This window comes from Pseudomonas prosekii, assembly GCF_900105155.1.
Classification (GTDB): Bacteria; Pseudomonadota; Gammaproteobacteria; order Pseudomonadales; family Pseudomonadaceae; genus Aquipseudomonas; species Aquipseudomonas prosekii.
In genome coordinates this window covers 1,673,046-1,694,410 of sequence record NZ_LT629762.1, presented here as the reverse complement: position 1 = coordinate 1,694,410, position 21,365 = coordinate 1,673,046, and the positions used below count along the sequence as shown (strand labels likewise).

The window sequence follows — 21,365 nt, the reverse complement described above, 5'->3', positions numbered from 1 at the left end:
GCAATCGGATCTCTTTTGCGTATGAGAATATTTATCATTAATATTGCGCGCTTGTTGGTCCGTGACGCTCACGGCGCCTCACCGGGTTTCAAGGTCGAGACATGAAAGGCAAGATTTCCATGCTTCCCGTTTCCTACAGATTGGCCGTCACTTCGCGGGTTTTGGCGGCAGTGGTGGGCGGTTACGTCGTGGCCGCGCTGGCCAGTGTCAGCCTCAGCCTGTGGCTGCCGATGGCGCGCGCCGAAGCGGTGGTCACCGGGATGATGACGTCGTTTCTGGCTTATCTGGTCGCGGTGCTCTGGTGTTTTGCCTGTCGCAGCGCCTGGCAGGCATGGCTCGGCATGCTCGTGCCGAGCGTGGTACTGGGCGCAGTTTCGGCCTTGGCGTACTGGATGGGCCACTCATGAAAGAGGGATTTCGCCAAGCGATGGCGTGGCTGCACACCTGGGTCGGGCTGATCTTCGGTTGGTTGCTGTTCGCGATTTTCCTCACCGGCACCCTCGCGTATTTCAAGGCTGAAACCACGCACTGGATGCAGCCGGAAATTCCCGCGCGCGCGGTGCCTTCCGAAGCCAGTGTGAGCCTCGCGCAACGTTATCTTCAGCAGCACGCGCCCAACGCCTCGCGGTGGTTGATCGACTTGCCAACCGCGCGCGAACCGGCGCTGACCGTGCGCTGGCAGCAAGCGCCGGCCGAACCCGGCAAACGCGGCCAATTCACCACGAAAATTCTCGACCCGCAAACCGGCGCCGAAGTGCAGGGCCGCGAAAGCATGGGCGGCGAGTTTTTCTACCGGTTCCACTTTCAGCTGCAAATGCCTTATCCGTGGGGTCGCTGGTTGTCGACCATCGCCGCGATGCTGATGTTTGTCGCGCTGATCACCGGGATCATCACCCAAAAAAAATCTTCAAGGACTTCTTCACGTTCCGCCCACGCAAGGGCCAGCGCTCCTGGCTAGACGGGCATAACGCGGTCGGCGTGCTGGTGCTGCCGTTCCACTTGATGATCACCTACAGCAGCCTGGTGATTTTCATGTCGATGGTCATGCCGGCGGGCATTCTCGCGGCGTACGACGGTAATGCCAGAGGATTTTTTGACGAAGTATTCCCGGCCTCGAACACCCCGGCGGTGGCGGGCCGGGCAGCGCCATTGGCACCGTTGGCGCCGCTGCTGGAACAGGCGCGCGAGCAGTGGGCGGGCGGTCGCGTCGCGGGCTTGTCGGTGAACAATCCGGGCGATGCGAATGCGTCGGCGGTGGTGCAACGCGACAGCGGCGACAGTGTGGTCCACAGCTTCGGGCGCGCGGTGACGTTCAATGCGGTCAGCGGCGAACTGCTCAGCAAGACGGCCGAACAAGCGCTGCCGATGGCGATTGCCGGGAGTTTTTACGGTTTGCACATGGGCCATTTCGCCGGCCCGGTGCTGCGCTGGTTGTACTTTATTTGCGGCATGGCCGGCACCGCGATGATCGGCACCGGGCTGGTGATCTGGCTCGGCAAGCGGCAGCTCAAGCACGCCAAAAGCGCAGTGATGCCGTTTGAATTGCGCCTGGTGGAAGTGCTGAATATCGCCAGCATGTCGGGCTTGGTGATCGCCGTGGCCGCATTTTTCTGGGCCAATCGCCTGTTGCCGATCGGCTTGGCCGAGCGCGCGGATTGGGAAGTGAACAGCTTCTTTATCGCCTGGGGTTTGAGCCTGCTGCACGCCATATTTCGTCGGGGCCGCGCGGCGTGGGTCGAGCAATTGGCGCTGGCGGCGTTGCTGTTTTGTACCGTGCCGTTGCTCAACGCGCTGACCACCGCGCATCACCTCGGCGTGTCATTGGCGCAAGGCGATTGGGCGATGGCCGGGTTTGATCTGACGTGTTTGGGCAGCGGCCTGTTCCTTGGCTGGGCGGCGTGGAAAATGCAGCGCTCGGGCCGCACCGAAACCACCACCCGCCAGCGCGCCCGTGCTGTCACCCTTGAGCATGAGGCGACCTGATGCTGTTGGCTCTTTTGCTCTGCTACGGCGGTTTCACCGCGCTGTGTTTATCGATGGATCGTCATCACGCTGACCTGCTTGGGCGCAAACCCACCGCTCGGCGCCGCCAAGTCATGCGCGTCGGCGGCTGGCTGTTGCTGACCTTGTCGCTGTGGGCCGGCGTGTCCGCCAATGGCTGGGGCCTGGGTTTGGTGGAATGGTTTGCGGTGCTGATGTTCAGCGCTCTGCTGCTGGTGTTGCTGCTGCCGTATCGCCCGCGTCTGGCGTTGTCGCTGGCGGCGTTGGGTCTGATCGCCAGCCCGGTTTGCGCAGTGTTGACTTGATGATCGCCAGCCCGCCGGAATCCCACGACGACGAACACCGCGGCGCGCGTGCGCATTTTCTTCAGGTGTTCCTGTCCCAGCGTTCGCAGATGGAAGCGCTGGTCAGTCGGCGGGTTGGCTGCCGGGCGACGGCGGCGGATCTGGTGCAGGATCTGTTCCTGCGATTCTGGCGGCGGCCGCTGGTGCAGGTTGAGGAATTGAGCACCTATTTGCTGCGCTGCGCCGGCAACATCGCCATCGATCATTTGCGCAGCGAAGGCACGCGCGTGCGCGTCAACGAGGGCTGGATGCCGGACGAGCCGGACAGTCAGGCCAGCGAACCGCAAGCCGCGCTGGAGGCGGGCAACGATTTGCGTCACGTCGAAGCGGCGTTGCGCGCGTTGCCCGAGCGCACGCGGCAGATCTTCCTGCTCAACCGCATTCACGGGCGCAAGTATGCGCAGATCGCCCAGGCTATGGGCCTGTCCCAAAGTGCCGTGGAAAAACATATGATGCGCGCCCTCGACGCCTGCAAGGCCAGCCTGCGGGAACCCGAACCGCGCACGCCAGGGAAAGCACCGTGAACCACGCCCAACGCGTCACCCCGACGCCCGCTCAGGAACAGGCGGCTTTTGCTTGGTTGAGTCTGTTGCATGATCAGCCGAGCAGCGGCGATCAGCTGACGTTCAGCCATTGGTTGCAGGCCGATCCGGCACACGCCGAAGCGTACGCGCAGGCGCAAGTGATCTGGGAATTGAGCGAAGCGCCGGCGCGCACGCTGGCCGACGAAGACACCGTGGCGCTGCAGGGTTATCTCAACGCGATGAACAATTCGCGGCGCTCCAGCGTGCGGCGCTGGGCCGGGGCGTTGGCGATGGCCGCGTGTCTGGTGCTGATGATCGGCGTTGGCGCGGGGTGGCAACCGCTGCGCTGGGCGGATGATCTGGGCGCCGATTACGTCTCGGCACCGGGACAAATTCGCACGATCACGCTGGCCGATCAAACCCAGGTCACGCTCGATGCCGACAGCGCGATTGCGGTGGATTTCAGCCGCGGCGAACGCCACGTCGAGCTGCGCCGCGGCGCCGGATTTTTCAACGTGACGCACACCGGCGAACCGTTTGTAGTGGATGCTGAAAAGGGCCAGGCGCGGGTGCTCGGCACGCAATTCGAAGTGCGCCTGCAAGCGCATGGCGCGCGGGTTACGGTGTTGTCCGGACGGGTCGGAGTGACGGCGGAGCGCAATGCGCAGCAGCAGATTTTGACGGCGGGTCAGCAGGTCGCCTATGGCGAAGGTGCGGCGGAAAAGTTGCAGACGGTCGACAGCGACGCGCAACTGGCGTGGCGCCAGGGTTGGCTGAATTACTACAAGGCGAGCCTGGCCGAGGTGGTCGAGGATTTGCGCCGGTATTACCCAGGGCGGATTTTGTTGCTCAACGATGAGCTAGCGGCGCGGCGGGTCAGTGGGAGTTTTCCGAGCAAGGACCCGCAAGCGGTGTTGAGTTCGTTGCAGGGCGTTTTGGGATTTGAGCAGCGCGAAGTTTTGGGGCAAATCATTATTTTGCGGTGAGGCATCCGGCGCCATCGCGAGCAAGCTCGCTCCCACAGGAGATATGCGCTTGCCGCAAAAATGTGGTTCACCAACAATCCACTGTGGGAGCGAGCTTGCTCGCGATGGCGGCCGACCAGACACCCCTTCACTCGAAATAAAAATAATTTCAAATTATTGATGAGGTAAACCCGAGCCCCATCCGTGTAGTGACTGAAACTGCGAGTCATTCGCATCCCGTTGCGGTTCTACACAGGTCATGAGCAATGAAGTCCAGGGCAAAGTCGGGTTCGGTCAAACAGTGGTTCGGCGCTTCGGCGCTGAGTTTTTCGGCATTGGCGATGCTGCCGCTGAGCGTCGCGTTGGCTGCTGAAACCGCCAGCACGCAACCGCGTACGCAGTTCAATTTCGCCATGGCCGCCAAGCCGCTGCCGCAGGCCTTGAGTGATTTCAGCCGCATCACCGGCATCAGCGTGGTCTACACCGACGAAGCGCCCTACGGCCTGAATGCGCCAGCGGTCAGCGGGCAAATGAGCGCCGAACAAGCCATGCAGCAATTGCTCAGCGGTTCGGGATTCACCTTCCGCCGCACCGACGCGCACACCCTGGCGCTTGAACCGGCGCCCACCGAAGGCGCACTGAATCTGGGCGCGACCACCATCACTTCGGTGCTCGACCAGACCATGAGCTATCAGCCGCCGCCCACCAGTTCGGTGATGCGCAGCTCGGCGCTGCTGCAGGAAACCCCGCAGACGATCAACGTGATCCCGGCGCAGGTGATCCGCGATCAGGCGCCGCGCAATCTCGATGATGCGCTGGCCAATGTCAGCGGCATCACCCAGGGCAACACGTTGGCCAGCACCCAGGATTCGGTGATGACTCGCGGTTTCGGCGACAACCGCAACGGCTCGATCATGCGCGACGGCATGCCGGTGATTCAGGGCCGTGGGATGAACGCCACCGTTGACCGCGTTGAAGTGCTCAAAGGCCCGGCGTCGCTGCTCTATGGCATTCAGGACCCAGGCGGCGTGGTCAACATGGTCAGCAAGAAACCCGAACTGACGCAATACAACGCGCTGACGTTGCGCGGTTCGACCTACGGCGACGGCAAGAACGGCAGCGGCGGCGGCCTCGACAGCACCGGCGCGCTGGGCGATTCCGGGTTGGCTTACCGCATGGTCCTCGACCACGAAGACGAAGATTACTGGCGCAATTTCGGTACGCACCGCGAGACGTTGGTCGCGCCGTCGCTGGCCTGGTTCGGCGAAAACACCCAGCTGTTGTTCTCCTACGAACACCGCGAATTCCTCACGCCATTCGACCGTGGCACGATCATCGACCCGCGCACCAATCACCCGTTGGACATCTCGCGCAAAGAGCGCCTCGACGAACCGTTCAACAACATGGAAGGGCGTTCGGACCTGTATCACTTCGAAGCCGATCACCAGTTCAACGACGACTGGAGCGCGCACTTCGGTTACAGCTGGAACCGCGAAACCTATGACGCCAGCCAAGTGCGTGTCACCGCCATCGACACCAACAAAGGCACGTTGACCCGGAGCATGGACGGCACGCAAAACGCGATCAGCACCGACCGCTTCACCACCGCCAGCCTCGAAGGCAAAGTCAATGTGCTGGGCCTGCAGCACGACCTGGTGTTCGGCGTCGATGACGAGTACCGCAAAATCTACCGCGAAGACCTGATCCGGCAGAAAAGCCTGAGCACCTTCAGCTACGTCAATCCGGTGTATGGCCGCGAAGTGGCGGGTACGACTGTGAGCCCGGCGGACAGTGCGCAGACCGATCAACTGCGCAGCGATTCGGTGTTTGTGCAGGACTCGATTCACCTCACCGATCAGTGGATTCTGGTCGCCGGCGGGCGCTTCCAGGAGTACGACCAGTACGCCGGCAAAGGCGTGCCGTTCAAGGCCAACACCGACAGCAACGGGCAGAAATGGGTGCCGCGTGCCGGGCTGGTTTATCGCTACACCGATGAGTTGTCGTTCTACGGCAGCTACACCGAATCGTTCAAACCCAACTCGACCATTGCGCCGCTGAGCGGCAGCAGTGTGGTGCTCGATGGCAGCGTCGCGCCGGAGGAAGCCAAGTCGTGGGAAATCGGCGCGCGGCTGGAAATGCCTGGGCGCATCACCGGCAACGTCGCGCTGTTCGACATCAAGAAACGCAACGTACTGATCGCCAACTCCGAAGGCCCGACGACGATTTACAGCGCGGCCGGTGAAGTGCGTTCGCGAGGTCTGGAAGTCGATGTCAGCGGCCAGCTCAGCGACCGCTGGAGCCTGATCGGCAGCTACGCCTACACCGACGCCGAAGTCATCGAAGACCCGGATTACAAAGGCAAGAAACTGCAGAATGTCGCGAAGAACAGCGGTTCGCTGTCGGCGGTTTACGACTTCGGCAGCATCGTCGGTGGCGACCAATTGCGCGTCGGCGCGGGGGCGCGTTATGTCGGCGAGCGGGCGGGGAACGCGGTGAACGATTTCGACTTGCCGGGTTATACCGTGGCGGACGCGTTTGCCACTTACGACACCAAGGTTGAAGGGCAGAAGGTCAAGTTTCAGCTCAACGTGAAAAACCTGTTTGATCGCACTTATTACACCTCGGCAGCGAGCCGGTTTTTTGTGTCGATGGGTGATTCGCGGCAGGTGTCGCTCTCCAGCACATTGGAGTTTTGAGGCTGGATCAAAAGCCACCCCTCACCCCAGCCCTCTCCCCAGAGGGGAGAGGGGGGAAGGGAGCTGATCTTCATTGCTTTCAAAGCCTGAGTTCGGCTCGATTTTTCAGGTCGATGTGGCTCCAAGAACACTTCGGTCAGTCCCCTCGCCCCTTTGGGGAGAGGGTTAGGGAGAGGGGTAGATCTCAATGACACCCCACCCCCCAATGTCTACCGCAAAAACGCCAACCGATACTCCCCAGGCGTCCCACCCAACATCTGGCGAAACCGATTGGTGAAATGGCTCGCGCTGGCAAACCCGCACGCCAGGGCAATCTCGCCCAGCGGATGCGAGGTCGAGCGCAACAATTCCCGCGCCCGGCTCATGCGCCGCGCCAACACGTACTGGTGCGGTGGCAAACCAAAGCTTTCGCGGAACATTCGCGCAAAGTGGTATTCCGACAACGCGCACAACGCCGCCAATTGCCCGAGGCTGATCGGCTCTGCCAATTGATTGTCGATGAGCTCGACCAATTGCCGCCGCTGATGCGCCGCAAGCCCGCCCTTGAGCCGCAAACCCTGACGCATGCCGACCTGGCTGAGCAACGCGTGGCTGAGCATTTCATGCGCCAGGCTGCTGGTCAGCAGCCGTTCGCCGGGCTCGTTCCAGTTCAGCGTCAGCATCTGCCGAAAGCGCCGCGCCTGCTGCGGATCGTCGAGAAAAGTGCACTCGCGCAATTGCACTTCGCGCGGTTCGCGGTCGAGCAAGGTGACGCAACCGAGGGCAAATTGTTCGGCGCTGAAATACAGGTGCGCGAGGCGGATATCACCATTGATCACCCAGCCCGACTGGTGCTCGGCCGGCAGAATGCACAGCTTGTCCGGGCCGCCCTTGGTGCCGGGCTGGTCGCGGCGAAACGTCCCGGTGCCGCCGGCGATGTAGCAGGACAGGGTGTGGTGGCTCGGCGCTTCGTAATCCTGCGCGTCGTGATGATTGCTCCACAAAGCTGCAGCCATGCCGTCACCGAGCTCGGCGCTATGCTCCAGACGAGCATTCGGCGAGCGGTTGAGGGCTTGAAAAACTTGCAGGGTTTCCAGTGCGGGCATGATCGTCTCTCCAACGTTTCGCATCCTACTCCGTAGACATCCGCGTGCCAGCCCGTCCGCCGACAAAAGCGCAAGTTTATGCAAGTGCGCGTTGGTTGGGCGAAGCACACTGAAATCCTGATTCGAGATTACTGGCGAGTGCAGGACCGGTGGCAAACGCGCTTTGTGGCGAGCGAGCTTGCTCGCCACCAATATCCCTGATGCCAGAAATGCTCTGCAGTCAAACAAAACACACCTGCCACAAAGCCGTCATTGCAAAAAAAGTTTGTCGCTCACCCATCAATAACGCTGCCCCGGAGCCATCGTCATGAACCTTTCCCTCTACCTGCTCACCGTGCTGATCTGGGGCACCACGTGGATTGCCTTGAAACTGCAACTGGGCGTGGTGGCGATTCCGGTGTCGATCGTTTATCGCTTCGGCCTCGCGGCGCTGGTGCTGTTTGTAATGTTGCTGCTGAGCCGGCGCCTGCAAGTGATGAACCGGCGCGGGCACTTGATTTGCCTGGCGCAGGGCTTGTGCCTGTTCTGCATCAATTTCATGTGTTTCCTCACCGCGAGCCAGTGGATCCCCAGCGGGCTGGTCGCCGTGGTGTTTTCCACCGCAACGCTATGGAACGCGCTGAATGCGCGGGTGTTTTTCGGCCAGCGGATCGCCCGCAACGTTTTGATGGGCGGTGCGCTGGGGTTGTTTGGGCTGGGGCTGTTGTTCTGGCCGGAGCTGGCCGGGCACACCGCCAGCCCGCAAACCTTGCTGGGTCTGGCGCTGGCGCTGCTCGGAACTCTGTGTTTCTCGGCCGGCAATATGCTTTCGAGCCTGCAACAGAAAGCCGGGCTCAAACCCTTGACCACCAACGCCTGGGGCATGGCTTACGGCGCAGCGATGCTGACCGTCTGGTGCCTGGTCAAAGGCATCCCGTTCGACATCGAATGGAATGCACGCTACCTCGGCTCGTTGCTGTACCTGGTGATCCCCGGCTCGGTGATCGGTTTCACCGCCTACCTGACGCTGGTCGGGCGCATGGGCCCGGAGCGCGCGGCGTATTGCACCGTGTTGTTCCCAGTGGTCGCACTAAATGTCTCGGCCTATGCCGAAGGCTATCAATGGACCGCGCCGGCGCTGTTCGGGCTGGTGTTGGTGATGCTCGGCAACGTGCTGGTGTTTCGTAAACCGAAACCGCCGCTCATCCTTAACGACGGCAACAGCAACAGCAACGGCAAGCTGGCTTGAGTTGATATAAACATCGGGCGCTGCAACAGTCAGCGCTCGATTCTAAGTGTCAGGTAAATCAATAACGGCAATATGAAATCGACAATATGCCGCGCCCAGTCCTTGGCATTCCAGGTTGTCGATTTGTCCATGTTGAACCATTCGACGCCGATGACTTGCAGGCACAGGTAATAGACAAATATCGCGATCAACAGCCCGATAATGCACAACTTTTTTGCTTCATGAAATTCGGCTGCAGATGTCTTCAGATTTTTGAACAGGTAATAGGTGCCGATCAGGCAATACGCGGTGTAAAGAACTTCCAGGGTAATGATGATCCAGTAAATCCGGTGGTGCAGCATCGGTGAGGTAATCGCCCGATAGCTGACGCTCTCCTGATCCAATGCGGTGTCCATGCTCAAGACGTGGCCGACATATTCATAGTTTGTGGAATAGTCGGTGAAGTTGCTGAACATCACCAATAGTCCAAAAATACTGAAAAATGCCATGAGTAATACTTTGCTGTATCTGACAAGCAGATCAGTGGTCAGGGTGTTCAATGGATATGCTCTCCGTAGCCAGAACTCTATAAGTTGAGTAACGGGGCGGAGTCTATAGTGCGATTCGGTTTTTCGGTGTTGGACTGAATTTCAAAGTGTGTAGCAGGCGCTGATTAAATGTTGAAAGCAGCAGAAGTTTATATAAACGGGCAAGTGCTTAATACACTTGCCCGGCTATATTCAGCCCTTCCAGACTTGCGGGTTGACCAAGTCCTGCGGGCGTTCGCCGAGCAATGCGCTGCGCAAGTTGGCCAGCGCGCGATTGGCCATTGCGTCACGGGTTTCACCGGTCGCCGAGCCGATGTGCGGCAGGGTTACAGCATTTTTCAGCTGGAACAATGGCGATTCCGCCAGCGGTTCTTTCTCATAAACGTCGAGTCCGGCGCCGCGAATTCGCTGGGTTTGCAGTGCCTCGATCAGCGCTGGTTCGTCCACCACCGGGCCACGGGAGATATTCACCAGAATGGCGCTGGACTTCATCAAGGCCAATTCGCGATGGCTGATCAGGTGCTTGGTCTTGTCGCTGAGCGGCACCACCAGGCAGACGAAATCGGCTTCGGCGAGCAACTCGTCAAGGCTGCGAAACTGCGCGCCGAGCTCGTGCTCCAAATCGGTCTTGCGGCTGTTGCCGCTGTAGATGATCGGCATGTTGAAACCGAGCCGACCGCGCCGGGCAACCGCTGCGCCGATATTGCCCATGCCGACGATGCCCAACGTCTTGCCGTGCACATCGCAGCCGAACAGTGCCGGGCCGACGGACGCTTGCCATTGCCCAGCCTTGGTCCACGCATCCAGCTCGGCGACGCGACGGGCGCTGCTCATGATCAGCGAGAACGCCAGGTCGGCGGTGCTTTCAGTCAGCACGTCCGGGGTGTTGGTGAGCATGATCCCGCGTTCGTTGAAGTAGCCCACGTCATAGTTGTCGTAGCCCACCGAAACGCTGGAAACCACTTCCAGTTTGGCGGCGTTCTCCAATTGCGCGCGCCCCATTTTGCGGCCCACGCCAATCAATCCGTGGGCGTGGGGCAGGGCTTCGTTGAACTGGGCGTTGATGTCGCCGTTTTTCGGATTCGGCACGATAACGTCGAAATCCTGTTGCAGGCGTTCGACCATTTCCGGGGTGACGCGGCTGAAGGCGAGGACAGTCTTTTTCATGTTCGCAAGGCTCGGCGGGTCGGGAATAATGCCAAGCACGCTAACATTCTTCCGCCGTGCGGTGAACACCGGTAAACCTGTAGGCGCTGAGCTTGCTCGCGAAGTCGGCCGAACATTCAACATCATTGTTGGCTGACAAAGCGCTTTCGCGAGCAAGCTTTGCTCCTGCAGGCGTTGGGGATCAGGTGGCTACGCGGGCGCCCACCATACTTCCACTCAACTCATACGCGGCCAATTCCGCCTGATGCGCTGCGAGAATTTCCGGCAATGAGCCGCGCAAGTATTCGACCCAGGTTTTGATTTTCGCGTCCAGGTATTGGCGCGAGGGGTAGATGGCGTACAGGTTCAGTTCCTGCGAACGGTAGTTCTGCATCACCCGCACCAGCGTGCCGTTGCGCAGGCCTTCGATGGCCGCGTACACCGGCAGCACGCCGACGCCCATGCCGCTGGTGATCGCGGTTTTCATGGCGTCGGCGGAATTGACCAGGAACGGTGAGCTATTGATGGTGACCATTTCCTGGCCATCGGGGCCGTCGAAGGTCCATTTCTCCAGCGGAATCACCGGGCTCACCAGGCGCAGGCACGCGTGGTTGAGCAGGTCGCTGGGTTTTTGTGCGCAACCATTGGCTTTGACGTAGGCCGGCGAGGCACAAACGATGCTGTAGGTGATGCCGAGGCGCTGCGAGACGAAACCCGAATCCGGCAGTTCGCTGGCGAGCACGATGGACACGTCGTAGCCCTCGTCGAGCAAGTCCGGCACGCGGTTGGCCATGGTCAGGTCGAAGGTCACGTCCGGGTGCGTCTTGCGATAGCGCGCAATCGCGTCGATCACGAAGTGCTGGCCGATCCCGGTCATGGTGTGCACTTTCAGTTGGCCGGCGGGGCGGGCGTGGGCGTCGCTGGCCTCGGCTTCAGCCTCTTCGACGTAGGCGAGGATCTGCTCGCAGCGCAGCAAATAGCGCTTGCCGGCCTCGGTCAACGCGATGCGGCGGGTGGTGCGGTTGAGCAGGCGGGTTTGCAGGTGGGCCTCCAGATTAGAGACCGCGCGCGAGACGTTGGCTGTCGTGGTGTCCAGTTGCACGGCGGCGGCGGTGAAGCTGCCGGCCTCGGCCACGTAACTGAAGGCGCGCATGTTTTGCAAAGTGTCCATGGGGTGCTCTCGGGTTCGATGGCAAATTGTGACACGAAGTTGCGGGGCGGTGACCCCGACAAAGGGATTATCGCGTTAACGGTAACAAAGATTCACAGGATTCCCAGCTTATCGCCGTTCAGGCGTCCCCATAGAATTGCCGCCACCGCAGGAACTGGCGTACGGCACACACCCTGTTGGAGCGAGCTTGCTCGCGATGGCTGAGTGTCAGTCGACATCATTGTTGAATGCCAGACCGCAATCGCGAGCAAGCTCGCTTCCACAAGGGTTGCGGTGTCCGTTCCCACAGTAATTCGTACCTCCCCCTTCTCAGGAATTTGCAGCAGTGCCGCGTCGCATCAACAGAGCGCTCAAGACGCTCAGTGTTTTGGCTTTAACCCTGGCAATCAGCGGCTGCATCGGTACCCATGGCATTGGCCCGCAAGGCGCGGCACTGGAGGCTGATTCGCTGGCCACCGACGAAGCCATTCGCAACGCTGCACAAGACGCTCACTGGCCCACCGCCCAATGGTGGCAGGCCTATGGCGATGCGCAACTGAACCGCTGGATCGACCTCGCCGTGCAGGGCAGCCCGAGTATTGCCATGGCCAGCGCCCGTGTGCGCCAGGCCAGATCGATGGCCGGGATTGCCGAAGCCGCCGAGTCATTGCAGATCAATGGCGACGCTACGCTCAAGCGCCACAACTGGCCGACCGATCAGTTCTACGGCCCCGGCGAACTCTCCAACACCACCACCTGGGACAACAACGCCGCGCTGGGTTTCAGCTACGCCCTCGACCTCTGGGGCCGCGAAGCCAATGCCAGCGAACGCGCCGTGGACCTCGCGCACATGAGCGCCGCCGAAGCGCGGCTGGCCCAGCTCGAATTGCAGAACAACATCGTGCGCGCCTACATCGAACTGTCGCTGCACTACGCGCAACGCGACATCGTTGCGGCGATGCTGCAGCAACAACAGCAGATTCTCGACCTTGCGCAGAAGCGTCTGGACGGCGGCATTGGCACGCATTTCGAAGTCAGCCAGGCACAAACGCCGCTGCCGGAAACCCATCGGCAGATCGATGCGCTGGACGAAGAGATCGCCCTCAGCCGCAATCAACTGGCAGCGCTCGCAGGTTTTGGTCCTGGCGCCGGCGCGCAATTGCAGCGGCCCACCCTGGCGTTGGGCGCGGCGCTGAAATTGCCGTCGTCGCTGCCCGCGCAATTGCTCGGGCAACGCCCGGACGTGGTCGCCAGTCGCTGGCAAGTCGCGGCGCAGGCGCGGGGCATCGATGTCGCGCACGCCGGGTTTTATCCCAACGTCGATCTGGTCGGCAGCCTCGGCTACATGGCCACGGGCGGCGGCGCGCTGGAGTTCCTCACCGGCAAGAAACTCAACTACAGCGTCGGCCCGGCGATCTCGCTGCCGATTTTTGACGGCGGGCGGTTGCGCGCGGAACTCGGTGAAGCTTCGGCCGGGTACGACATTGCTGTCGCCAAGTACAACCAGACGCTGGTGAATGCGCTGAAGAACATTTCCGATCAGTTGATCCGCCGCGAGTCGATGGACAAGCAACAAACCTTTGCCGCCGAGTCGGTGGCCACGGCGCAGAAGACGTACGACATCGCGATGATTGCGTATCAGCGTGGGCTCACCGATTACCTGAACGTGCTGAATGCGCAGACGTTGTTGTTCAAACAGCAGCAGGTGCAGCAACAGGTGCAAGCGGCGCGGTTGAGTGCGCACGCGGAGTTGGTGACGGCGTTGGGCGGCGGGCTCGGTGCCGGCAGCGACGCGCCGACAGACCGCCAGACCGCCGCGCCGAAAACCCCGGCGACTATCTCCAGTGCGGTGCAGAGAATCTTGAATTGAACACCAGCCCTGTGGCGAGGGGGCTTGCCCCCGTTGGGTTGCGAAGCGAGCCCAAAACCGGCCAGCGGTTTTTTTCAGACACACCGCGTTCACGGGTTTTACGACGGCTTCGCCGCCGAACGGGGGCAAGCCCCCTCGCCACAGGTGCCCGTGATTCCACGGGATTTCGTCCGACTCAGGTTTCTTCTCAATGAACAGGACTATGCCCGCACCGCTGCGCTGGCTGCATTCCCTGGAATGGCGCCGGGGCTTTTACGACTGGGCGCGCAGCGATGGCGTGACCTGGGTTTATATTTTCAAAGTGCTGCTCGCCGCGTTCCTGACCTTGTGGCTGGCAATGCGCCTGGAATTGCCGCAGCCGCGCACGGCGATGATCACCGTGTTTATCGTCATGCAACCGCAAAGCGGCCATGTCTTGGCCAAGAGTTTCTATCGCTTCCTCGGCACGCTCGCCGGGTCGGCGGTGATGGTGTTGCTGATCGCGCTGTTCGCGCAAAACACTGAACTGTTCCTTGGCTCACTGGCGATCTGGGTAGGCCTGTGCACCGCTGGCGCCGCGCGTTATCGCAACTTTCGCGCCTACGGTTTTGTGCTCGCCGGTTACACCGCCGCGATGGTCGGCCTGCCGGCATTGGCGCACCCCGACGGCGCGTTCATGGCGGCAGTCTGGCGCGTGCTGGAAATCTCCTTGGGGATCATTTGCTCGACCCTGATCAGCGCCGCCATTCTCCCGCAAACCTCCGGCGCGGCGATGCGCAACGCTTTGTATCAGCGCTTCGGCGTGTTCGCGTTGTTCGTCACCGATGGCTTGCGCGGTCGCAGTCAACGCGAGGCGTTTGAAGCGAGCAACGTGCGCTTCATCGCCGAAGCCGTCGGCCTCGAAGGCTTGCGCAGCGTCACCGTGTTCGAAGACCCGCACATGCGTCGGCGCAACGGTCGGCTCAGCCGCTTGAACAGCGAATTCATGAGCATCACCACGCGCTTCAATGCCTTGCACCAGTTGCTCGAACGCTTGCGCAGCAGCGCCGCCGACCACGTGGTCGCGGCGATCAAACCGGGTTTGCAGGACCTCGCCGAATTGCTCGACGGCTTCAGCGGCCGCGCCTTGACCGACGCCGATGCGGCGCGGCTGGTGACCGCGCTGAGTGTTTACAAGGAAGGCTTGCCGACGCGCGTGCGCCACTTGCGGGCGACGTTCCAGGAGAGCGAGCCAAGCGACGCCGAGCAACTGGATTTCCACACCGCGTACGAACTGCTTTATCGCTTCGTCGACGACTTGCACAGTTATGCACAGACCCACGCCTCGCTGGCCGATCACACGCATGCCCGCGAACAATGGGATGAACCGTTTACCCCGCAAACCAACTGGCTGGCGTCGGCGGCTTCGGGGCTTCGTGCGTCGTTCATCCTGATCGTGCTCGGCAGTTATTGGGTGGCGACGGCGTGGCCGAGCGGGGCGACGATGACCTTGATTGCCGCCGCCACCGTAGGGCTTTCAGCGGCGACGCCGAACCCCAAACGCATGGCGTTTCAGATGGCCTGCGGCACGTTGCTCGGCGCGTTGATCGGCTTCGTCGAGATGTTTTTCATCTTCCCGTGGATCGACGGTTTTCCGTTGCTGTGCGTGATGCTGGCGCCGGTGATCGTGCTCGGTTCATTCCTCACTTCGCGCCCGCAATACGCCGGGGTGGGCCTGGGGCTGCTGATCTTCTTCAGCACCGGTTCGGTGCCCGATAACCTCACGGTCTACAACCCCTACACCTTCATCAACGACTACATCGCCATGGTCCTCGGCATGCTGGTGTGCGCCGCCGCCGGCGCGATCATCCTGCCGCCAAACAGCCGCTGGTTGTGGCGGCGCCTGGAGCAGGATCTGCGCGAGCAAGTGGTCTACGCGATCAGCGGCAAACTCAAGGGCCTGGGCTCAAGTTTCGAGAGCCGCACGCGCGACTTGCTGCACCAGGCTTACGGCCTCGCGGTCGGCCAGCCGCACGTGCAGCGCGACTTGTTGCGCTGGATGTTCGTGGTGCTGGAAGTCGGCCACGCGATCATCGAGTTGCGCAAGGAACAGGCGATTCTGCCGGTGCACCCGGCGTATGCCGAATCGCAGCCGTGGCGCCAGGCGATCCGCGTGATGGGGCGCTCGCTGGTGCGGCTGTTTCTGCAACCGAGCCAGAGCAATCTGGAGCGCGGCTTGATCGCCGTCGATCATGCGATCAGCCGCGTGCAAGCCACCGATGAGCCATTCGCGCCGCACTTCGATACCTCGGCGCTGCGCCGGGTGAAGAGTTATCTGCACTTCATCCGCACCTCGCTGCTGGACCCGCAATCGCCGCTCACCGCGTACCTGAAAACCCCCGCCAAAGGACTCGAACATGCCGCGTGAAATCGCTTTCCACGGCATTTACATGCCGACCATGACGCTGATGTTTTTCATCGCTGCGGCGCTGGCCTGGGCGCTCGACCGGTTTCTGTCCGGGTTCGATCTGTACCGCTTTTTCTGGCACCCGGCGCTGCTGCGCCTGAGCCTGTTTACCTGTCTGTTCGGCGCTCTGGCGCTGACTGTTTACCGTTGACTCTCTCTCACTGAAGAAGGCTCTGATGAAAAAGCTTTTCAGCCTGCTCGCGACTTTGCTGGTGCTGGCCCTTGCGATCTGGATTGGCCGAACCTTGTGGGTGCATTACATGGACACGCCGTGGACCCGCGATGGCCGGGTGCGCGCCGACATCATCAATGTCGCCGCCGACGTCACCGGCGAAGTGGTGGACGTGCCGGTGCGCGATAACCAACTGGTGAAAAAGGGCGATTTGCTGATGCAGATCGACCCCGAGCATTACCGCATCGCGGTCAAACAGGCGCAGTCGCTGGTGGCGTCACGCAAGGCCACCTGGGAGATGCGCAAGGTCAACGCGCATCGCCGCGCCGACATGGACGCGCTGGTCATTTCCAAAGAAAACCGCGACGACGCGAGCAATATTGCCGACTCGGCGCTGGCCGATTACCAACACGCGCAGGCGCAACTGGAAGCGGCGCAACTGAACCTCAAACGCACCGAAGTGCGGGCGGCGGTCGACGGCTACGTCACTAACCTCAACGTCCATCGCGGTGACTACGCGCGCATCGGCGAGGCGAAAATGGCCGTGGTCGACATGAACTCGTTCTGGGTCTACGGCTTCTTCGAAGAAACCAAACTGCCTCACGTGCGCGTGGGTGATAAGGCCGACATGCAACTGATGAGCGGCGAAGTGTTGAAGGGCCACGTCGAGAGTATTTCGCGCGGGATCTACGACCGCGACAACCCGGAAAGTCGCGAGTTGATCGCGGACGTCAACCCGACGTTCAACTGGGTGCGTTTGGCGCAGCGGGTGCCGGTACGGATTCACATCGATGAAGTGCCGGAAGGCGTGCTGCTGGCGGCCGGCATTACCTGCACGGTAGTGGTGAAACAAGAGAACGGCGCTTAACCCTGTGGCGAGGGGGCTTGCTCCCGTTGGGCTGCGCAGCAGCCCCTTATCTCGCAACCCGGTTCTTCCGGACGCACCTTGCAGGCAGGTTTTGCGACGGCTTCGCCGCCGAACGGGGGCAAGCCCCCTCGCCACAAAAGCGCTGTGTCAGCCCTGACAGAATGTCTCCTGCAAATGCCGCCAGACGATCTGCCCACCAGGCTGTTTTTCAAACACCACCGTCGACCTCCGATCCGAGTGCAGCCCCGTATCATCGGTTTGCTGCTCGCGGTAGCTGACCGTCGCGCCGCCCGCGTGCAAGGCAATCCCGTTCAGCTCGCTCAGCTCAATCCTGAACCCGCGTTTCTGCCCGCCCGCCATCCGAAACAGTGCCGACAGTTCGGCGAAATCCAGCACCCGACCCAACGGTGAAATCATCGAAAACTGCGGCGAGAAACGCTCCAGTAATTTCTCCAGCGCCGCCGCGTCTTCCTCCACGGCGAACCATTGTTCAATCGCCACATGGGCCTGGATCACTTCGTCAAAATAATCGGTGTAGTCAGTCATGCGGATTTTTCCTGAAGGGGAGGAGAGGTTAGCAGGGCCAGCACGTTCGTTGAGTCGAAGCGCAGGACCGCGACCATTGGCACCAGCGTCAGCAGTGCGGCGGCGATGAAGCAATCGTTGAAGCCTTGAGTGCCCAGCGCGCCGAGCAATGAGCTCAACAGCGCTGCGCCGAGGCAGAAACCCAGTTGGCGATTGATGTTCCACAGCGCACTGGCGTGGCCCATTTTTTCCGGCGTTATGCCGACAAATGCCAAGGTCTGCGCGGTGATGCTGCACAAGCTACCGCCCAGACCCATCACGGCGTAGGCAATGATCAGCAGCGCGCCGGCGGATTGTTCGATGCTCATCAGCAGCACAATGCCAAGGCATTGCAACAGCATGCCGCTGATCAGCAGCGGCTTGGGGCCGATGCGATTGAAACTGCGTTTGCCCAACATGATCGCCACCCCCGAACCGGCCGCCCACGGCAACATCAGCGCACCGATTTGCGCCGCGGCGAAACCGAGTTCGTGCAGGTACAACACGGCAATCAGGTTGGTGCCGGTGAAAATGCCGGGGACACAAAGGTAGATCAGCATCGCCAGGCGCAGTGATGGATTTTTGATCAGTTGCAGGTCAAGGATTGCCGTGGGTTTGCGCCAGCCGTCGCGCAGGTACAACGCCGCAACAGCGGCGCTGAGGATCAGCCCGAGCAGGCCGAAAATGCGCGTGGCGGGCTCGCTCAACAGGCTCACGGCAATCAACAACAGGCTCAGGGCGGTCATCGCCAGCAGCAGGCCCAAGGCGTCCAGTGCCGGGAGTTCGGTCGAAGCTTTTTCCGGTTTCAACCAAAGCGTGCCGAGCCCGAAGGCGAGCAACGCCACCGGCAAGTTCAAGTAGAAAATCCAGCGCCAGGACAACGCCTGAACAATCAATCCGCCGGCCGCCGGCGACAGGGCCGGCACCATCAGCGCCACCAGCAACACCACGCCGGTGAAATGCGCACGCTGCGCCGGTGGAAACTGTCGATAGGCCAAGGCTTGGCCGACCGGTAATAACAATCCGCCACCGAGCCCTTGCAGCAGCCGCCAGCCGATCAGGCTTTCAATCGATCCGGCTTGAGCGACCATCGCCGAGGCAATGCCGAACAGCAGCAAGGACGCGAGGATCAGCCGCCGCTCACCGATCCGCGCGCCCAGCCACACGCTCAGCGGAATGATCAGCGTCAGCCCGAGCATGTAGGCGTTGCCGATCCACGCCAGTTCGGTGACTGAAGCGTGCAACTCGCGGGCAATGTCCGGGTAGGCAATGCTCGCGACAAACATGTTCAGCAGGTCGAGGGCGAAGCCCAGCAAATACACCAGCGCGACTTTCGAGCGGTAGGTCATGGCGACATCCCTGTAATAAGGCCTGCAGGGTAGGGCGCTGACGCGGTTAGGAAAACGCTGGTTTGCCTGCTAGTTTGTCAAAATTATTTCGACAAGGAGCGCTGCGCCCATGGTTAGCCTGGACCGTTTCGACACTTTCAAAGCCGTGGTCGAGGCCGGATCGTTGACCGCTGCGGCTGATTTGCTCGGGCAGACCCGCGCGGTAGTCAGCTTCAACCTCAAGCGTCTGGAGGAGGAGTTGGGCGTGACTTTGCTTACGCGCAACACCCGGCAATTGGCCCTGACCGATGCCGGTGAGCGTTTTTATCAGCGTTGTTTGCGGACCCTCGATGAAGCGCGACTGGCGATTGAAGAAGCGCGTTCGGAGCACTCGCAGCTCAAGGGGTCGTTGCGAATTACCACGACGGTCGAGTTCGCCCTGGCGCAAGTGGTGCCGGCGCTGGCGGTGTTTCGTCAGCAGCATCCGCAGTTGCACATTCACTTGTCGACCTCATCGACGCACGCCGATTTGATCTCCGAACGCTTCGATGTGGCGATACGGCTGGGGCGCATGCTCGACTCCAATTTGCGCGCGGTGCAGTTATCTACATTCGAGATTTTTGCCGTGGCGGCGCCGGAATTGGTCGGGCGATTTGCCGCCGTCGATACGCTGGCGGCACTGGAGTCGTTGCCGACGTTGGGGCATGGGCGGGTGCCGGAGTTGGCGGTGACTGACCCGAGCGGCGCCGAGCATTTGTATCAGCCAAAACCCGGCACCACGGCCATCGTCGCCGACAACTCGGCGACGCTGCGTGCGTTTGCGTTGTCGGGGCAGGCGTGGCGATTTTGCCGCAGTGGCTGGTGCAGGAAGATTTGAATGCGGGCCGGTTGACCCGGTTATTGGCCGATCACGGTTTCGCCCGGCAAGGGGTGTACGCGTTGTACCCGGACACCCGGCATTTGCCGCTGAAAGTGCGGGCGTTTATTGATTTCATGAAGGGTTGGGGTTGAGGTTTTTCTGGTGAATGTTCGGGCCTCTTCGCGGACAAGCCTCGCTCCTGCGGCTGCAATGCAATCCCCTGTAGGAGCAAGGCTTGCCCGCGAAGAACGATGACGCGAATTCAGAGCTGCCCACCCAACCCAAACCGCTTCATCAACCCCGATTCCAGCAAGCCCTTGGGCAACAACGCCGCCAGCATTGGCAATGCCCGGCTGCCATTGCCGAGGCGCAGCAATCGTGGTGGTTTGTTCTGCTGCACCGCTTTAAGCAAACCAGCGGCGAACTCACTGGCCGGGGTCGGATTGTCCTGCGACGCCTTGGCCCGCGCGCGGATGCCTTCGCGCAGCGGCCACCACGGCGATTGTTCGCTGATCAACTGCTCGGCCTCGTTGCCGGCATTTTTCGCGAAACTGGAAGCGATGGCACCGGGCTGGACTTCCATCACGCGGATGCCGAACGGCGCCAGTTCCATGCGCAACGCATCGCTCAAGGCATGCACCGCGGCTTTCGACGCGCAATACGCGCCGGCGAATGGCGTGACCAAAACCCCGGAAACGCTGCCGATGTTCACCACCAGACCCTTGGCCCGGCGCAGTACCGGAAACAGCGCGCGGGTCACGCCGACCACGGCAAACACGTTGGTTTCGAACTGACGCTGCATCGCCGGCACGCCGCCATCCAGCAGCGGGCCCATCGCGCCGTAACCGGCATTGTTGATCAGCACATCGAGGCCGCCGTGTTGCTGATTGATGCGCTCGCTCAACTGCTCCAACGCAACGCCGTCGTTGACGTCCAGTTGCACCGCGGTGAAACCGTCCGCCGCCAGCACGGCAACGTCTTCAGCCTTGCGGGCGCTGGCCCAGACCTGGTAACCGGCGCTTTTGAACGCATCGGCGAGGGCGCGGCCAATGCCGCTGGAACAACCGGTAATCAACGCAACGGGCATGGCGCGGTCCTTGTGCAATCAGAGGAAAGGGCTTAATCGGAAAAGCTACCCTGCAAGTGTTCGGCGCGAAACTCCAGGGTTTGCGGGCGATAACCCGGGCGCAGTGGCGGCAGCGGCAAACAGTCTTGCCAACTGGCGCCGGCCTGCAATTCGCCGGGGCCGCGATAGCGTGGGGCGGCGTATTGATTGTCGGCGAGGTTGACCGTGTCGCCCGGCGCATAAGCGGCGATGCGCCAGCGCAATTCGGTAAGCGGTACGTCGTTGCCGTTGTTCATGGTCAGCTGCAACGGGCGATCCGCAGGACAGTGTTCGGGGGCGTAGGTGATCCGCAACTCCAGCCGCGCCAGTTGCTTGACCTCGCGGTTGTCCATCCAGATCACCCAGGTCGCCACCAACCCCAGGCCGATCGCGGCAGCGATGGAAACCGGCAAGGCTTTGGCCGGGTAGCGCAGCAACAGGATCAGCCAGGTAATGACCAGCAGGACGCCGATGAACATAGGGAAACGCTCCTTGAACTTATGGCGAC

18 protein-coding genes and 2 pseudogenes are annotated in these 21,365 nt (G+C 61.4%); 12 read left to right on the top strand and 8 right to left on the bottom strand.

Features of this window, described 5'->3' with window-relative positions; genetic code table 11:
• The first annotated feature begins 101 nt into the window (after window positions 1-101).
• The 6 genes and pseudogenes from BLU01_RS07885 to BLU01_RS07860 all read left to right on the top strand — a co-directional run bounded on the left by BLU01_RS07885 (window position 102) and on the right by BLU01_RS07860 (window position 6,530).
• Window positions 102-407: a DUF3649 domain-containing protein gene (locus BLU01_RS07885; protein ID WP_092273055.1), complete on the top strand. Its 306-nt coding sequence runs from the start codon at window positions 102-104 to the stop codon at window positions 405-407.
• A pseudogene (locus BLU01_RS07880) lies at window positions 332-1,983 on the top strand (PepSY-associated TM helix domain-containing protein). The gene BLU01_RS07885 and the pseudogene BLU01_RS07880 overlap by 76 nt, the downstream one beginning before the upstream one ends.
• Entirely contained in the window at window positions 1,983-2,306 is a 324-nt protein-coding gene (locus BLU01_RS07875; protein ID WP_092273052.1) for a DUF3325 domain-containing protein, read from the top strand. Before BLU01_RS07880 ends, BLU01_RS07875 begins: the two are co-directional and overlap by 1 nt.
• A complete protein-coding gene (locus BLU01_RS07870) occupies window positions 2,306-2,869 on the top strand; it encodes an RNA polymerase sigma factor (protein WP_092273050.1) in 564 nt (187 codons plus the stop codon). Before BLU01_RS07875 ends, BLU01_RS07870 begins: the two co-directional genes overlap by 1 nt.
• Window positions 2,866-3,855 (top strand): FecR family protein, encoded by a 990-nt coding sequence (locus tag BLU01_RS07865; RefSeq protein WP_092273047.1) that lies wholly within the window; start codon window positions 2,866-2,868, stop codon window positions 3,853-3,855. Before BLU01_RS07870 ends, BLU01_RS07865 begins: the two co-directional genes overlap by 4 nt.
• 245 nt (window positions 3,856-4,100) lie before the next feature.
• Window positions 4,101-6,530: a TonB-dependent siderophore receptor gene (locus BLU01_RS07860; RefSeq protein ID WP_092273044.1), complete on the top strand. Its 2,430-nt coding sequence runs from the start codon at window positions 4,101-4,103 to the stop codon at window positions 6,528-6,530.
• A gap of 209 nt (window positions 6,531-6,739) precedes the next feature.
• Here the strand turns inward: BLU01_RS07860 and BLU01_RS07855 are convergent, their stop codons facing one another.
• Window positions 6,740-7,615 (bottom strand): helix-turn-helix domain-containing protein, encoded by an 876-nt coding sequence (locus tag BLU01_RS07855; protein ID WP_092273041.1) that lies wholly within the window; start codon window positions 7,613-7,615, stop codon window positions 6,740-6,742.
• A gap of 307 nt (window positions 7,616-7,922) precedes the next feature.
• Between BLU01_RS07855 and BLU01_RS07850 the strand changes: the two genes are divergently transcribed.
• On the top strand, window positions 7,923-8,843 hold the full coding sequence (locus tag BLU01_RS07850; RefSeq protein WP_092273038.1) for a DMT family transporter: 921 nt from the start codon (window positions 7,923-7,925) through the stop codon (window positions 8,841-8,843).
• A gap of 29 nt (window positions 8,844-8,872) precedes the next feature.
• On the opposite strand, the gene BLU01_RS07845 is transcribed toward BLU01_RS07850, so the two are convergent.
• From BLU01_RS07845 to BLU01_RS07835, 3 genes are all read right to left on the bottom strand, one after another.
• Window positions 8,873-9,382 carry a DUF2165 family protein gene (locus BLU01_RS07845; RefSeq protein ID WP_092273035.1) on the bottom strand — a complete coding sequence of 170 codons (510 nt, stop codon included), beginning with the start codon at window positions 9,380-9,382 and terminating at the stop codon, window positions 8,873-8,875.
• A 180-nt stretch (window positions 9,383-9,562) separates the two neighbouring features.
• On the bottom strand, window positions 9,563-10,537 hold the full coding sequence (locus tag BLU01_RS07840; RefSeq protein ID WP_092273032.1) for a 2-hydroxyacid dehydrogenase: 975 nt from the start codon (window positions 10,535-10,537) through the stop codon (window positions 9,563-9,565).
• A gap of 181 nt (window positions 10,538-10,718) precedes the next feature.
• Window positions 10,719-11,687 carry a LysR family transcriptional regulator gene (locus BLU01_RS07835; protein WP_092273029.1) on the bottom strand — a complete coding sequence of 323 codons (969 nt, stop codon included), beginning with the start codon at window positions 11,685-11,687 and terminating at the stop codon, window positions 10,719-10,721.
• 325 nt (window positions 11,688-12,012) lie between these two features.
• Between BLU01_RS07835 and BLU01_RS07830 the strand changes: the two genes are divergently transcribed.
• From BLU01_RS07830 to BLU01_RS07815, 4 genes are all read left to right on the top strand, one after another.
• Window positions 12,013-13,536, top strand: coding sequence for an efflux transporter outer membrane subunit (locus BLU01_RS07830; protein ID WP_092273026.1), 1,524 nt, complete (start codon window positions 12,013-12,015; stop codon window positions 13,534-13,536).
• A 190-nt stretch (window positions 13,537-13,726) separates the two neighbouring features.
• Window positions 13,727-15,922, top strand: a complete 2,196-nt coding sequence (locus BLU01_RS07825; protein WP_092273023.1) for an FUSC family protein — start codon at window positions 13,727-13,729, stop codon at window positions 15,920-15,922.
• Window positions 15,912-16,112 carry a DUF1656 domain-containing protein gene (locus BLU01_RS07820; protein ID WP_092273020.1) on the top strand — a complete coding sequence of 67 codons (201 nt, stop codon included), beginning with the start codon at window positions 15,912-15,914 and terminating at the stop codon, window positions 16,110-16,112. Before BLU01_RS07825 ends, BLU01_RS07820 begins: the two co-directional genes overlap by 11 nt.
• Window positions 16,113-16,137: 25 nt before the next feature.
• Window positions 16,138-17,001: an efflux RND transporter periplasmic adaptor subunit gene (locus BLU01_RS07815; RefSeq protein WP_092273017.1), complete on the top strand. Its 864-nt coding sequence runs from the start codon at window positions 16,138-16,140 to the stop codon at window positions 16,999-17,001.
• 147 nt (window positions 17,002-17,148) lie between these two features.
• Here the strand turns inward: BLU01_RS07815 and BLU01_RS07810 are convergent, their stop codons facing one another.
• Window positions 17,149-17,547: a DUF4440 domain-containing protein gene (locus BLU01_RS07810; protein WP_092273014.1), complete on the bottom strand. Its 399-nt coding sequence runs from the start codon at window positions 17,545-17,547 to the stop codon at window positions 17,149-17,151.
• Window positions 17,544-18,914 carry an MFS transporter gene (locus BLU01_RS07805; protein ID WP_092273011.1) on the bottom strand — a complete coding sequence of 457 codons (1,371 nt, stop codon included), beginning with the start codon at window positions 18,912-18,914 and terminating at the stop codon, window positions 17,544-17,546. The genes BLU01_RS07810 and BLU01_RS07805 overlap by 4 nt, the downstream gene beginning before the upstream one ends.
• Before the next feature lie 109 nt (window positions 18,915-19,023).
• On the opposite strand from BLU01_RS07805, the pseudogene BLU01_RS07800 reads away from it, so the two are divergent.
• A pseudogene (locus BLU01_RS07800) lies at window positions 19,024-19,904 on the top strand (LysR family transcriptional regulator).
• A gap of 110 nt (window positions 19,905-20,014) precedes the next feature.
• On the opposite strand, the gene BLU01_RS07795 reads toward BLU01_RS07800, so the two are convergent.
• A complete protein-coding gene (locus tag BLU01_RS07795) occupies window positions 20,015-20,839 on the bottom strand; it encodes an SDR family oxidoreductase (protein ID WP_092273008.1) in 825 nt (274 codons plus the stop codon).
• A 32-nt stretch (window positions 20,840-20,871) separates the two neighbouring features.
• Window positions 20,872-21,336 (bottom strand): multidrug transporter, encoded by a 465-nt coding sequence (locus BLU01_RS07790; RefSeq protein WP_092273005.1) that lies wholly within the window; start codon window positions 21,334-21,336, stop codon window positions 20,872-20,874.
• Window positions 21,337-21,365 lie beyond the last annotated feature (29 nt).